This is a genomic window from Treponema bryantii NK4A124 (genome assembly GCF_000421345.1).
In the GTDB taxonomy this organism is placed as follows: Bacteria; Spirochaetota; Spirochaetia; order Treponematales; family Treponemataceae; genus Treponema_D; species Treponema_D bryantii_B.
The window spans coordinates 34,693-49,213 of sequence record NZ_ATWV01000009.1 but is presented as its reverse complement, the minus strand read 5'-3'; the positions used below and the strand labels follow the sequence as shown (position 1 = coordinate 49,213).

General features: G+C 33.4%; 18 protein-coding genes. 3 read left to right on the top strand and 15 right to left on the bottom strand.

Going from position 1 to position 14,521, the window contains the following annotated elements:
- Positions 1-18 precede the first annotated feature (18 nt).
- Positions 19-393 carry a hypothetical protein gene (locus G626_RS0110160; protein ID WP_022932679.1) on the top strand — a complete coding sequence of 125 codons (375 nt, stop codon included), beginning with the start codon at positions 19-21 and terminating at the stop codon, positions 391-393.
- Positions 390-1,826: a CCA tRNA nucleotidyltransferase gene (locus G626_RS0110155; RefSeq protein ID WP_022932678.1), complete on the top strand. Its 1,437-nt coding sequence runs from the start codon at positions 390-392 to the stop codon at positions 1,824-1,826. The genes G626_RS0110160 and G626_RS0110155 overlap by 4 nt, the downstream gene beginning before the upstream one ends.
- Positions 1,827-1,859: 33 nt before the next feature.
- On the opposite strand, the gene G626_RS0110150 is transcribed toward G626_RS0110155, so the two are convergent.
- The 3 genes from G626_RS0110150 to G626_RS16215 all read right to left on the bottom strand — a co-directional run bounded on the left by G626_RS0110150 (position 1,860) and on the right by G626_RS16215 (position 4,000).
- Positions 1,860-2,477 carry a response regulator transcription factor gene (locus G626_RS0110150; protein WP_022932677.1) on the bottom strand — a complete coding sequence of 206 codons (618 nt, stop codon included), beginning with the start codon at positions 2,475-2,477 and terminating at the stop codon, positions 1,860-1,862.
- A 108-nt stretch (positions 2,478-2,585) separates the two neighbouring features.
- Positions 2,586-3,389: a sensor histidine kinase gene (locus tag G626_RS0110145; protein ID WP_022932676.1), complete on the bottom strand. Its 804-nt coding sequence runs from the start codon at positions 3,387-3,389 to the stop codon at positions 2,586-2,588.
- Between the two features lie 2 nt (positions 3,390-3,391).
- The gene (locus G626_RS16215) at positions 3,392-4,000 is read right to left on the bottom strand and encodes a hypothetical protein (protein WP_022932675.1); all 609 of its coding nucleotides are present in this window, start codon (positions 3,998-4,000) and stop codon (positions 3,392-3,394) included.
- Between the two features lie 64 nt (positions 4,001-4,064).
- Between G626_RS16215 and G626_RS16210 the strand changes: the two genes are divergently transcribed.
- Positions 4,065-5,072, top strand: coding sequence for an ATP-dependent helicase (locus G626_RS16210; protein WP_022932674.1), 1,008 nt, complete (start codon positions 4,065-4,067; stop codon positions 5,070-5,072).
- Positions 5,073-5,078: 6 nt separating this feature from the next.
- Here G626_RS16210 and G626_RS16205 read toward each other — a convergent pair whose 3' ends face one another.
- The 12 genes from G626_RS16205 to G626_RS18355 all read right to left on the bottom strand — a co-directional run bounded on the left by G626_RS16205 (position 5,079) and on the right by G626_RS18355 (position 14,519).
- Entirely contained in the window at positions 5,079-5,465 is a 387-nt protein-coding gene (locus G626_RS16205; RefSeq protein ID WP_022932673.1) for a hypothetical protein, read from the bottom strand.
- Positions 5,465-6,028 carry a Panacea domain-containing protein gene (locus tag G626_RS0110125; protein WP_022932672.1) on the bottom strand — a complete coding sequence of 188 codons (564 nt, stop codon included), beginning with the start codon at positions 6,026-6,028 and terminating at the stop codon, positions 5,465-5,467. The genes G626_RS16205 and G626_RS0110125 overlap by 1 nt, the downstream gene beginning before the upstream one ends.
- Positions 6,029-6,132: 104 nt before the next feature.
- On the bottom strand, positions 6,133-6,789 hold the full coding sequence (locus G626_RS17540; RefSeq protein WP_051142226.1) for a glycosyltransferase: 657 nt from the start codon (positions 6,787-6,789) through the stop codon (positions 6,133-6,135).
- The gene (locus tag G626_RS17535) at positions 6,764-7,234 is read right to left on the bottom strand and encodes a glycosyltransferase (protein WP_051142225.1); all 471 of its coding nucleotides are present in this window, start codon (positions 7,232-7,234) and stop codon (positions 6,764-6,766) included. Before G626_RS17535 ends, G626_RS17540 begins: the two co-directional genes overlap by 26 nt.
- Before the next feature lie 22 nt (positions 7,235-7,256).
- Positions 7,257-8,027: a glycosyltransferase family 32 protein gene (locus tag G626_RS0110115; RefSeq protein ID WP_022932671.1), complete on the bottom strand. Its 771-nt coding sequence runs from the start codon at positions 8,025-8,027 to the stop codon at positions 7,257-7,259.
- Positions 8,024-8,821, bottom strand: coding sequence for a glycosyltransferase family A protein (locus G626_RS0110110; RefSeq protein ID WP_022932670.1), 798 nt, complete (start codon positions 8,819-8,821; stop codon positions 8,024-8,026). Before G626_RS0110110 ends, G626_RS0110115 begins: the two co-directional genes overlap by 4 nt.
- 66 nt (positions 8,822-8,887) lie before the next feature.
- Positions 8,888-9,769, bottom strand: a complete 882-nt coding sequence (locus tag G626_RS0110105) for a glycosyltransferase family protein (RefSeq protein ID WP_156003300.1) — start codon at positions 9,767-9,769, stop codon at positions 8,888-8,890.
- 124 nt (positions 9,770-9,893) lie between these two features.
- A complete protein-coding gene (locus G626_RS0110100; protein WP_022932668.1) occupies positions 9,894-11,417 on the bottom strand; it encodes an IS3 family transposase in 1,524 nt (507 codons plus the stop codon).
- Positions 11,418-11,453: 36 nt separating this feature from the next.
- On the bottom strand, positions 11,454-11,732 hold the full coding sequence (locus tag G626_RS0110095; protein ID WP_022932667.1) for a hypothetical protein: 279 nt from the start codon (positions 11,730-11,732) through the stop codon (positions 11,454-11,456).
- Between the two features lie 20 nt (positions 11,733-11,752).
- Positions 11,753-12,847 carry an EpsG family protein gene (locus G626_RS0110090; RefSeq protein ID WP_196800481.1) on the bottom strand — a complete coding sequence of 365 codons (1,095 nt, stop codon included), beginning with the start codon at positions 12,845-12,847 and terminating at the stop codon, positions 11,753-11,755.
- Positions 12,848-12,898: 51 nt separating this feature from the next.
- Entirely contained in the window at positions 12,899-13,969 is a 1,071-nt protein-coding gene (locus G626_RS0110085) for a glycosyltransferase WbsX family protein (RefSeq protein WP_022932665.1), read from the bottom strand.
- Positions 13,962-14,519, bottom strand: coding sequence for a CatB-related O-acetyltransferase (locus tag G626_RS18355; protein WP_022932664.1), 558 nt, complete (start codon positions 14,517-14,519; stop codon positions 13,962-13,964). Before G626_RS18355 ends, G626_RS0110085 begins: the two co-directional genes overlap by 8 nt.
- Between the last annotated feature and the right edge of the window lie 2 nt (positions 14,520-14,521).

Sequence of the window (14,521 nt, the reverse complement as noted above, 5' to 3'; positions counted from 1 at the left end):
TTAGTATATCAATATCACATGAAAAATAAAATAGGTTTCAAATATTCAAAAAAACTCTTCTCAAATACGCTAACCTATAACGTTTCCATTACTCTGAATCTTGCAATAACTGTTTTCTGTATAATTCTTATAACTCTTTATATTATTGGTAATTATCAGAATTTTCAGGATGAAAACCAGCAGTGGCTTCTTACATTACTTTCCTACGCTGCTATTTTCAACAGTCTTTTTTCCATCGTGCTTGCAGTTGAAACAGCAATCAAAATTTTTACCGAAAAACAGAAAATCAAAAACCTTATAAATCTGATTGGACTGATTGCCTCTGCCGTATTCTGCATTTTCTGCACGGGTACATCCAATATAATCAGCTATATTTCAGGAGGAATAAAATGAGTGATAAAAAAATTAAGCTTCCTCCCCTTTTAATTGACTTTGGAAAAATTTTCTCAAGTGCCGGCTTTAAGGCTTATCTTGTTGGCGGCGCGGTTCGCGATATGTTTATGAAAAAGCCTGCCCATGACTGGGATGTCGCTACAAACGCAAGTCCCCAGGATGTAATAAAGCTTTTTAAGTTTGTTGTGCCGACAGGAATTGAACACGGAACCGTAACCGTTCACTATAAGGGCGTTGAAATTGAAGTAACAACCTTCCGCACCGAAACAGGCTATTCAGACGGCCGCCATCCTGACAGTGTAAATTATGCTGCCACAATTGAAGAAGATCTGGCCCGCCGCGATTTTACAATGAACGCAATTGCCGCCTCTCTGGAAGACGGCCTTATTGTAGACCCTTATGGTGGACAGGAAGATATTAAAAACAAAGTGATTCGGACTGTCGGCCTACCACACGAACGCTTTATGGAAGATGGTCTAAGGCCTGTACGTGCCCTTCGATTTGCTTCAAAGCTTGGTTTTAGTATAGAAAAAGATACATATTCAGAAATCTTCAAGAAAGAAATTCAGGAAAAAGTTGTTTCGATTTCTATTGAGCGCTTCCGCGATGAATTTGAAAAAATCATGGCCTCGCCAAAGCCTTCTGTTGGAATGAAGCTGCTTGAAGAAACCGGACTGCTTTCTATTTTTATTCCCGAGTTTGGAGTTTGCCGTGGCTGCGTTCAGAGCGACTACAGGGCTTTCCATAAGTTTGATGTAATGGATCATCTTTTATATGCCTGCGATGGTGCCCCGGCTGCAAAGCTGAATGTTCGCCTTGCAGCCCTCTTTCACGATATAGGCAAACCTGCTGCAAAAAAAATCATGACAGAGACTGTACTTGACGGTGACAAAAATGATGGCAGCACAAAAGAAATTGAAACAATCACTTTTTATAATCACGAAGCTCTTGGCGAAAAAATTACCCGCCAGCTTATGATCCGCCTTAAGTTTTCAAACGACATGACAGACAGCGTGTGCCACCTTGTAAAAGAACATATGTTCCATTATGAAAGCAGCTGGAGCGATACGGCAGTACGTCGTTTTATTATGAGGGTAAAGGCAGAATGTCTTGAAGATCTTTACGACCTGCGTCTTGCCGACATGTATGGAATGTATAATGAGCCGGTTGATGTACGTTATAGTGCAAGTGTAGCCCTGCTTCTGGAGCTGAAGGAACGTGTTGCAAAAGAGCTTGAAAAGAAAACTGCCTTGTCACTCAAGTCTCTGGCTGTAAACGGCCGCGACCTTATGGCTCTGGGAATTCCGGCAGGCAAAGAGCTGGGCCGTATTTTGAATGAACTTTTGGATTGCGTTATTGAAGATCCACAGATGAATGAAAAGTCACGGCTTTTAGAAGTTGCAGCTAGATTGTCGGGTCAAGCCCGACAATGACAAAAAAGTCAAGCCCGACAATGACATTAAAAATCAGCCGAACTTAGCAATTAATTCTTCGTGACCACGACAGCCTGTTTTACCGTATATGCGGGAAAGATAATTTTCCACACTTCTGATTGTAAGATTTAATTCAGAAGCAATCTGATCGTTCTGTTTTCGTTCAATAATCTTTTTTAAGATATTCTGTTCCTGTTTAGTAAGACTGTCTAAAAGACTTCTGTATGTAAAAAGCGAAGTAACCAGAGTCTGCTGAACATAACTGCCACCGTGAACAACTTCCGTTACCGCTCGTAAAAGCTCCCCTTCCATACTGTCTTTAGAAACAAAGCCTAAAGCACCATTATCCAGGGCAAGGCTTAAAATACCAGGATTTGTATACATTGAATAAACAACAACTTTGATTGAAGAATACTTTTCCTTTACAACCTTAAGTACATCAAGGCCTGAATACTGGCCAAGATTCATATCAAGAATGAGAATATCCGGCAGGCTGTTTTTAAAATCAAGCTCAGCAAGTTTTTCTAAAGCTTCGTCTTTTTCCGAAGCAAAGCCACAGCATTCATATTCAGGTTTTTCTGTAAAAAATTGACGTATTCCAAGGTTTGTCAGAGAATGATCTTCTACCACAAAAAATTTTACATTTTTCATTTATTCACCTTATGCACATTCTAGCAAACTCAATAACTTTTGTAGTCTGTAAAAGTACACAAATATTTGTGATTTTTTCACAAGTATTTTTTCTTCTGTTTTATCCCATCATTTATTTTTTAACTTAATGATAGTAATCTGCGTACCTTCATCAGGATGAGAATCAAATTCCAGTTTTGCCCCGATAAAATCAGCTCGCTCATACATACCTACAATACCAAGATGCTTTCCGTCCGTGCCTCTGGTATTTATCTTTTCATTTATATCAAAGCCCTTTCCATCATCACAAATAAAAATATAAAGACCTTCAGGTTCATCTCCGTTTGCATTTCTTACAAGCAGAGTTACTTCAGAAGCCTCTGCGTGTTTTATGATGTTTGTTAAAGACTCCTGAACAATTCTGTATAAATTAAGATTGTCTTCTTCTGTTAAAAAGTTAGAATCAAGAATATCCGGCATTGTAAGACGGAATTCAATATTTGAGTGTTCCTTAAAATTCTGAGCCAGGTTCAGGAGATTGGCAGTAATATCATTTCTTATTACATCAGGAGGAGCCAGGTTATAGCTCATATTTCTTACATGGGAAAGAGATTTTTCAAGCAGTTCAGAAATCTGTGGGCCATAACCATTTTCAATTTTATCTGAAAGGTTTCTGCAATAGCGGAGATCCTGGGCAATAGTATCGTGGAGCTCTCGTGCAATTCTTGCTCTTTCTTCTTCCTGACCCTTGATTGTAAAACGCAGATACCTGTTTGAATTTCTCAGCTGCTTTTTGGACTTTAGAACCTGAATTGCAAAAAGAATTATAAAAACAATTGCAATAAAAAATACAATATCAAAAATTATAAAAAAGGTTGTGTATTGATGAATTATACTCTGCAGCCTTTCAATTTCCTGTGTGTTAGAATTCATTTTTACAATTCCTCGGCTGGTCCAAAAAACTTAACTAATAATTTATAAACGCCAAAACCGGCAAAGGTTGCAATGAGACGGTCTGTAATGGAAATAGGAATCTGGCCCAGAATGCAGGAAGCAAAAAGACTGAAACGCTGGGAAACAAAGCTTTCTGTAAACTGTCTGATTGGAGCCATTGAATCCGGAATATCAAGATAAGTAAAGCGGATAAAATCTATAGTTCCACCAATCAAAATTGTAACGAAAGAAGACAGAACCGAAATCAAAAGCAAATACAAAATAGTTACCATAGGACTTATTTTGAACTCTTCTTTTCTTCTTGCGAATGCCCAGGTTACCAGAGTAATTGCAACACCACAAAGAGAAAAGAAAATGTTTGTAGGAGAAAAAATACCACGGACTAAATAATTAAAAAGAACATCAATAAAATTATAAAAAAAGCCAACTGCTAAGCCCGGGAAAAGTCCCAGATAAAATACAATTGCAACAGTAAAAATTGTATCCAGAAATAAAGGAATATGCAGAACATCAAAAATCAAAAGAGAGGTTCCAAGATTCAAAAAGATTGAAATAAAAATAAATAAAAAGATTTTTACCTTACGATTCATGCTTCTATTATAGTCTATTTTGCATAAATCTCCTATAATTATTTTGTGGGTTTGGGAGAATTTAATGATAAACAAAAATAAAGACTATACCAGAGAAGTTTTTAATTTAGAAAGCCTTAATGAAGAACAGAGAGAAGCCGTTACTACAACCGAAGGCTATGTACGCGTAATTGCCGGAGCAGGTTCGGGTAAAACACGTGCCCTTACCTACCGCTTTGCCTACCTTGTAAACGAAATTGGAATCCTTCCCTCTCACATTCTCTGCGTTACCTTTACCAACAAAGCCGCAGCCGAAATGCGAAACCGAATCCGTGCCCTCACCGGTGACAACGACACCGGCTACATTTCTACCTTCCACGGTTTTTGTGTAAGTGTACTGCAGGAAGATTCAAACGCAGTCTCCTATCCTAAAAGCTTTCTCGTCCTCGACAATTCCGACATCAACGCCATGCTGCAGATTATCTACGAGGAACGCGGACTTACCCTTCGCCAGATGACCTTTGGCAATGCCCGCGACATGATTGAAATCCGCAAAATATTTAAAGAGCCTCATTATTACGAAGACCTTATCTGCATGAGCCTGGACGAGATTCACCAGAAGTACCTTGCCGCCACCCGTGCCGATGACATAATCTTTTACGGCTATCTTTATCAGCAGAAAAAATGCTTCGGTCTGGACTACAACGACCTGCTTAAGTTCGTTCTCTACATCTTTCAGACAAACGAAGCCATCCGCCTAAAATGGCAGGAGCGGCTTGAATACATAATGATAGACGAGTTTCAGGATATAGACTGGATTCAGTATGAGGTGATGAAAGCCCTCTGTCCTTACCACAATAATCTTTTTGTTGTGGGCGATCCTGACCAGACCATTTACACCTGGCGCGGTGCTGATATCCGCTACCTGCTGGAGTTTGACAAGAACTTCCCCGGTGTCCGCACAATCGTGATGAATAAGAACTACCGAAGCACTGCAGAGATTTTGGATGTGGCTAACAGTTTAATTGGGAAAAATAAGGATAGGATTAAGAAAAATTTGGTGGCAGGAGTGAAAAATAAGAAAGATGAGTAAAATTATTTAGTTATCTTTTTCAAAGAAGTATTTATACTTAGATGGCAAACGATCTGAGATTTCAGTTTTTGCCTGAATATATGCGAGTAAGTCTGGTCGTAAATCTTCTTTTCGAATTAACAACCCGTTTAATAAACCTTGTAAAATTTCAATTGAAGGTTTAGCCTGAGCGAAGCGAAAATCTAACCAGGATTTGTGTTTAATAAAACTATGGTCACCGACATTCAGAATACAACTGTCATCTTGGATACCTGCTGGTAATTTTTCATTCCATGTAGTTGCTGGAACAATAAGATATTCACCAGCCTTCTCCTCAACTACAATCATAAGATGACGTTTATCGCCAGTTTTAGTTTTAGTTTCTTCACTTAAAAAGGTTTGACCTTTGCCCACTAAAAATCCTCCAGATGAGCAAGCAGTTCCTTTTCATAATTATAGGTTCTTTCTTCTTCTGCAAAGTGTTTTATTGAATCTTCATCAAAGCCTATACTTCGCATAATATCTTCTTTTGTTAATGGAGAAGAAGAACCATGGGGATCTTTCCATTCAGGACAAATATTTTTGTTATGAACAACATCAATCATTTTTGAATATGAATAAGAATGATATTGCTGATCAATTTCATCCAGAATATTTTTTTCCATTTGAGAAAGCTCACCATCTGGTATAATGGAAACCTTTGCTTTAAGGTCTTTTGAATCTGTAAGAAAATTTGAATCCCATTTAGATTGCATTCTTACATCAGGATGTTTTCCCTGAATTAAAGAATAAAGGTTTACCAGAACTGGACCATAAGGCAGATTTTTATATAAGTCATCACTTATACTCCAACCTGTTTTTTTTATACACTCACGGTCTGCAAGATAAAGCTCTTTTATAAGCTTTGTATAATTCAGAGAAAAATCATATTTTTTCAGCAAATAATTTGTAAGCTGAATTAATTTATCAATTTCCAAAAGATACCTCTATATACAAATATAGATAAGTTAGAATCAAAGGTCAAGGATTTGTGTGATTAGTTTATTTATTTAGTAAACAATTATTTGTTATAGTAAAAAAATTACATAACCTTTTTATAAATTCCTGCCATTGAGTTTACAGAAATATCTACGGAATATTTTTTTGCTTCCTCAATAGATCTAGCGCCAAGTTCTCTTCGAAATAAAGGATTTTTGTAAAGTAAGATAATTGCATCAAGCATTTCTTTTTTGGATTTAGGACTAAATATAAATCCTGTTTCCATATTTTTTATTAAAGAACGATGTCCTCGGTTATCACTGGCAACAACAGGAATTCCACAGGCCATAGCTTCAATTATATTTACCGGTAATCCCTCTCGCAAACTAGCAGAAAAAGCCAGATCACTTATCATTGTAAGTTTATTGACATCATTTCTGTATCCTAATAATTTTACAGTATCATTCAAGTTTTCACTTAAAACAAAATCTCGAACTAAAGGGAGAGTTTCTTTGCCTATTAAAAGAATTTTTAAATTTGGTATAACATTTTTTAATTCCGGTACACACTTTACAAGCATAAGCTGATTTTTGTTTTTATTTAATTCTGCTACTACAGTAATGATAAAATCTTTATTATCATACCCTAATTCAGTTCTAAGCTTTGATTTTTCTTCCTGAGATACAGCATGAAAACTCGAAAAATTTACACCAACCCCATCAATTTTGTAAATTTTAGAATTTGTTTTTTGCAATTTCATAATCTTCCTCATTAATCGTAATGATTTCATCTGTAAAGCGTGCAAGGTATTTTTCCATTGGATAATACAAAAGCCAATTTAAAAGTGGAGCCCCTTTATAAAAATGGAATCCATGAGCTGTATAAATGACTTTTATTTTATGTTCTTTCCAAAGTTTTTTTGCTGCAATTCTTCCAATAACACCTCCCATTGGAGTATGACAATGAAGAATATCATAGTGCTGTTCTTGTAGAAGTTTTTTTAATTCTTTCAAAGCTTTAATATTTTTTAAACTGAAGGGGCTTCTAGCAATACTAATTGAATATTGATTATCACAGTTTAAAACCTGTTCTTCACCAGCTGAACAATAATCTACTTGCCAGCCTTGTTCCTTGAACCAGCGCATAAAAGGTCGGTTAAATTTCGAAAAATTTGCAGTGTTTGAGAGAAATAAAATTTTTTTCATAAGGCATTCGTTTAGAATTTATTTAGATTTTTTTAAGAAAAGATTTGAGTCCTACTTCTTTAATAATACAAATTGCTTGCATAGGGAGCAGAAGAATTTTTGCAAATTTAATACCTACTTTCGAAGCAAATTTTGTTCGTAGTGTCATATATTTTTTACGAAGAGGAATTGTCCAGGTTGCAGCGTAATGATGAATAGTTAAAGACTTATCTGTTATTTTTAATATACCCGTTTTCGGATCAAGTGGACAAAAGTATTCAGCAGGATATATCGTTACATCTTTAAACTTTTGAATACTATCATTGTCTGTAAAACCATGTCTTTTAAAAATACCTGTAACTCGGTCCACTACAGTAGTAAGATTCATTACACCATTCTTGTAAATAAATTCTGATTTTTCATACGATTCCAGAATTTCTTTATATATTTCGAGCCCCGCTGGACTTGCTATACCAAGTCCAGTTGCTATTTTTCCAGGAGATTCAAGTCCAGCAAAAGCACCTTCAGATAAAACTTTATCTAGAGATTTTATCACTTCTACATCGGTATCAAAATAGATTCCTCCATACTGATAAAGAATATCAAATCGAGCATAATCACTTACGAAAGCATATTTTTTTGCATTATAAGCTTGCGATATATAAGGAATCTTGTGAACATCATAATTGTTTTCATTCCATTCCTTAATTTCATAATCAGGTAGAAACACTTTCCAGGAAGCAATACATTTTTGAGCAAGCTCTGGTAATGAATTACCACCGAACCAGCAGTAGTGAATAATTTTGGGAATCATATTTTCATCTCATACAATTTACACTGTAAAAAGCGAACTAGATATTTTACTTTAATAAACAAAGGAATTTCTTGATATTTTAGACATTCCTTATAAAATAACGCAAACCCTCTACAGTTTTTTTTAAGATTAGATTTGAAGTTTTTTGTATAACCATCAGCAATATAGTCACATTGATAAATAGCTTCGTCTATAATAATTAGCTTATAACCATTTGCAGCAATATGATACCAAACAAGTGCTTCTGGTACAAATTTATTATTAGGTATATCAGGAAATGGAAACTGTCTTAGAATATCCGTATAAAAAACTTCTGCCTTGTCACCTACAAATCCATATTTAAATGATAATTCTAACGAAGAAGCTGTAGTCGGAAGAGTTTTTCGAGAAAATCCAATTAACTCCCCAGTGCGGTAATTCTTTCTTCTATAGCAAAACCCTGCTACTGGAAAAGAATAATTCTGAATTTTTTTTTTTCTCTCTGCTGAAACAAGCTTTTCTACGGCATCTACAGTAAGAAAATCATCGCTATCTACAATAAAAAAAAGATTTCCTTTGGCATTCTGTACTCCAAGATTTATTGCAGTGGACTTTCCTCCATTTGTCCGATATAAAACATTTATCCTAATTTTATTTTCTGTTTTCCATTTCTCAAAAAGAGTAGATGTTTCATCTGTACTACCATCATCAACAACTAGCCATTCAAAATCTTTGCAAATCTGATTGCAAAGACTTTCATATAATTTTTGTAATGTATATGCCCGATTATATGTTGGTGTAAATACAGTAATCATTTTTAAATCTCCATCTACAATTAACACTTCTCTTATAAATCTATTTTTTGGACAATTTTCAAATATTTATTTCATTGAATTTATCATCCATACATCTTTTTTATTCATTATCTCTTTCACATTTTCCCGGGAAAAGAACAATTGAGCTTTATTAAAGTTTTGACTGAACAAATCTAATTGATTTTTTAATTCTTTCTTTGATATTCTAATTACTATATCTACAAGTTCTTCAAACGTCTCACATAAAAAACCAATATCTCCTACAGTCTCAAAAACCCATTGTAAATATGAAGTTTTTATTGCAATTATTGGTTTTCTATGTGCGATTGCATCCAACACTGCGCCACTTGCTGTCATTTTATAACTGTCATTAGGCCAAAAAAATAAAATGTAATCTAATAATTTTATTCCTGAATTATATTCTTTTTCATCCAGTTTATTTGTACCATTTCCCCATATTTTCACATTTGTTTCTGCATGGGTTTCTAGATTATTTTGAGTCGCCCCCACTAATAATAATTCTAGATTCTGAATTCGTTCTTGTTTAATTCTATTTTCTAATTCATAAATTAATTCACTTCGTTTTTCATTACTGAAAGACCCAATCATTCCCATTACTATTTTTGGACTTAATTTTTTTTCAATTTTAGTAGAAATCATTTGATATGGATGAGGAATTGAAATCAAGTCATTTTTTATAAAATTTATATATTTTAAAACTTCCGTTCTTATAGATTCACCTAATACAAGAAACTTTTGATTTTCACGTTTACGTTTATAAAAAAATGCCGGCTTAATCCAATAACCAGCATGATATATTTTTTTCTTTTTTCTTAACTCTTCTAGATTTCCATGCAGCATAAAAATAATAGGAATCTTTTTTGGGGTATATTTTTTAACAAAGAACATTGTATGTGGGAAAGTATTTAATATAAATAACAGTCTCATGTTTTTGTTATGTTTAACTATTTTTATTATGTTTTGTTAGCGCCGGGTGAAATCAACCATTTGGGGGTGGCGACATTTTTCTGCACTCAATTTTATATTTTTATAGCTAATTTCATAAGCAATATCAAGCAACAAATCCTAATTCTTTTCTGAATTCCAGAGGACTCTTTCCTCCTAAAGAATGTTTTATACGTACTTCATTGTACCAATGAATATAGTCATCAAGATAATATACAAAATCATCTACTGAAACATGATTCCAATCATGTCCATAAAACATTTCATTTTTTAATCTACCAAAGAAGCCTTCACAAGCAGAATTATCAGGAGAATATCCCTTCTTAGACATAGACCGTCTTAATTTTGCTTTTTTCATTCTTTTTATCCAACCCGGCCATCTATAATGGGAACCTCGATCAGAATGAACGATAGGCCGTTCATTTGGCTTCAACTTAGAAATTGCTATATCAAGCATTGTATTGACCAATTCTGCAGATGGTGACCTGCCTATAGTCCAGGAAACAACCATTCCATCAAAGCAATCAATAATTGGTGATAGATATACTTTTCCAGAAGGTATTATAAACTCAGTAATATCAGTTAACCATTTCTGATTAGGTTGAGAAGCATGAAAGTTTCGTTTCAAAAGATTCGGAACTGCAGGAGAAATTTCACCGGCATATGAACTATATTTTTTCATTCTAGGTTGTATAACCTTAATTTGTTCTTCATGCATCAAATGTAGAACAACTTTTTCAGATAGTGTAATGCCATATTTTTTTAATGAATCATAAATTCTGCGATATCCATAACAGCAACGGTTTATTTCGAAAATCTTATGTATAAGAGGACGTATTGTCTTATATTTATCATATCCTTTCTTAGATTCTTGATAAAAATAGCTGCTCTTTGATATTTCTAATGCAATTAATAATTTTTTTAGTGGATACTGAGTTCTCAGGGCATCAATTACCACCATTTTCTCTTTGTTTGAAAGATTACTTATTTTGATGCCCTGATCTTTTTTTATTATTTCTGCTGCCTTTTCAAGAATATCTCTTTCCAGTCGAAGTTTTTTAACTTCTTCGCGGAGTTTTGAAGCTTCGCTTCTTAATTCCTCAATTTCGAGCTCTTGTTTATCAGATATGTCAAAATCTTTATGCACTAATTTATCCTTCCAATAATACAGGCTAGTTCGGTTGACTTTATTTCTCTTTGCAACTGCAGTAACAGAATCATCTGTTGTTAATAAGTCAATGATAGCCTGTTCTTTTTGTTTTTGAGGATATTTTAATATATTTTCAGAGACCTTTACTATCCGCAATTCAGATGGAGCTAATTCTTTTATCCAGTCATGTAGTGTATGAATCTTTTTAGGATAGCCTAATGACTTAATTGTATCTTTCATACACTTTCCATTCTTAATATAAAAATCAACTGCTATTTGTTTCTGTGTTTTCGTATAATGAGAAGTTCCAGTACGATTTGGTCGGAAATATTCACCTGTAGATTCATAGTAATCTACCCATTTTTTTAAGGTATGTCGGTCTGGATACCCAAGTTCACGTCTGACTTTTTCGATTTTTGAATTGTATTTAAAATACAAATCCACAGCATTCTTAATTTGTTCATTTGAAAACGAAGACATATTGTACCTCACAAATTTAGGTCCAAAAAAATGTCTTCACCCTGACATGGCTTTTTTCGCCTGACCCGAACAGTTTTTCCTTTCATTAATAACACTATTAATTCTACCTTGTGAAATATTTACAATATCTATATTACAATAATTAATTAAAAGAGAAGGATTATTAATCCTATCTCGAACATGTTTTAAATGATCTTGCTCTCCATAAAAGAATATTTCATCATTTGGAAATCTTTCAGAAATAATTAATATAAGATCTGAATTAATAGGTACATGGTTCCAACCTTTACAAAATGGTTCATAGACCACAATCATTTAAAAACAACTCCTTATAACTAAAAAATCGTTCTGTATGGAATAATAAAATTACCGCCAATAATACGAGAAACGAATTTTCCAATAAAAAATAACACAATCATTAATTTGACATACATTCGAATATATTTTTTTTTGCAATAGACAAGGACTTCACTAAATATCAAAAATTGAGATACATCTTCAAAATAGTAACACAGCCGTATAAAAGCCACAGAAATTCTAGAAAATGAAATATATAAAAGTATACACAATAGATACATATTAACTATAAAATTAATTCTATTATTGTTTCTTCTTTTCCATAAACAAAGAAATATTAATAATACAACAAACCCTCTAGTAATAATTCGAACGGATTCTCCTACATTAAGTCCATACGTTTCATTTCTATGATTAAAATATGTAACAATACGATTAGAATACGATACAGGAAGAATATTCGAAGCAATGCCAAGAAGTATTTTTTCTGTAAAGAATGAAAAGAAAAGTGCACAACATATTAGAATTAATAATTCTACATTAGTTAGTTTTATTTTATTTAATAATGGGAATAATAAAATTACAATAGCAGTGTTGTGAAATAATGTTGCAAGCAGGACTAACCAAAAGAAAATCTTATTTTTCTTTTCCAACAATGCTTCAAAAGCCCTAAAGCTTAATGCCAGTGCGAAGCCACTCCGAGCAACTGAAAAAGCATAACAAAAACTGTAGGCAAAAAAGCCTAAGAAGGAAAATAATGGATATTCAGAGTATTTATATATAACAGGAAATACGCAGATTACAATAAAGATAATTTGGAATGTTAGATAAACAGAATAATTTCCAACATATTTTGCGAATAAAAATGCAGTAAACACATACCCACGTTCATATGTAACTCCATATACACTATGTAGAATTTCATTCCATGTTGAAGATTTAAAATAATTAAAATCGTTTAAAAATGCGGGCCAATCAGTCCCCACTTCCCATCGAATACCGGCCATTAATATTATTATTAAACTAAAAAAGAAAACAAAATAATAACTAATAATATTCTTTTTTAGTAGAATTGATGATTTATAAGAAGTCTTTATAATCTTTTTTTTCTTTTCATTTAATGCTGCTAACATTAAAAATACAAAGATAATAAGATAAAATTTCAAAATATTTTCCTACTACATTTATTTTTTTATAATATCTTTGAGGGCATTTATATATTCTTTTCCATATTTTAAATCTGGTTCTATATAATTGCCTTCAGCCCATTCATTCCAACTTTTGATGAATATAAAAGGTCCTTTTGTATTTTCAATTACTCTTCTTGCATAATTCTGGAATTTTAATGGAGTTTCTCCCTTTAATACTAATCCTTTTCTACCACTTCTTGGAGTATGATCCCAACCTGTTATAATTGATGGACAAATATCATTTTTAGAATCTATTTTGTTATCAAAGAAAAATTTACTTGCTTTTGAAAAATCAAAAATATATGGTCGCTTAAACAAATGAACCCAAATGTAGGATAGAAGTCTATTGATAAAAAATCTTTCTCGTAAAAAGTCTGTAATACAACAAGTATTTATCGAATCCAAGTCAAGTTTTTTATATTTTTCGATATTTTTTCTATCACTTATACAGTGTCCAATAAAGAAAATTCCGTTTAAGTCATTTTCAACAGCTAATTTTCTCCAAGTCCTTATAAATACAGATATTTCAGGAGAGGCCAATGGCTTATAAATTACAAAAACAGGTTTTCCGTCAACTTTTATATATCTTTCATCCTTAAATGCTGGAAGAACATCATAGAAGTGTTTTGTATATTGTTCTGTCCCTTTGTATGTTTGTTCAATCAAAAGCTTATCTTTTCTTACATCTTTATCCCAGAGTTTTGCATACCAACTTTCATTTGCCCATGCTAAACAGAATGGAAAACTTGGCTTTCCTGTTGATAAAACTTCATTAAAAGGACGTTCCAAAAGTTGCTTATCATTATCAAACCAATAATGCCAATAACAAAATCCTTCAATACCAGCTTCTTTAGCTAAAGTTGCCTGTGCTTCTCTAGTTTCAGGAACTCTTAAATCATAATAACCTAAATCAGCTGGCACACGAGGTTGATAATGACCAGGATAATATTTTTTCGCCTTTCCGACATTTGTCCATTCAGTGAAACCTTTTCCCCACCATTCATCATTTTCCGGTATGGGATGAAACTGAGGAAGATAAAAAGCAAGTATTCGAGGTTTAGCCATTAGATTTCTCCAAAAGTTTAATTAAGATATCTTCTGTTAAATCTTCATACATAAAAGGTAAATCTTCTCTCACAAAATTATCGAATAATTTTACAATCTCTATCTCACAAAGCTGTTTTCGAATTTGTTCATCAAAACGCCATTTGATAAATCGTGCAGGATTTCCACCGACTATTGCATATGGTTCAACATTTTTCGTAATGACGGCACCAGCTGCAATAACTGCTCCCTGCCCTATATTCACACCGCTACATATAATTGCCCCATCGCCAATCCAGACATCATCTTTTACAACTATATCGCCCTTGCTTCCAGCTTCTCGTGATTCACCAAAGAACTGAACCTTAAATGGATATGTACTGATACTATTCAATTGATGTTCTCCACCAAGAAGAAAGCGAACATTTGGTGCAATAGAGCAATAACTTCCAATGTAAAGTTTTGTGTCTGCTGGACTCCAGTCTGTTACATGAATTTCTCCATATGTTTTTTTAATTCGCCGGTATTTCTTACGAAATAGATAAAATTTAAGATATGAAATTAGAAACATAA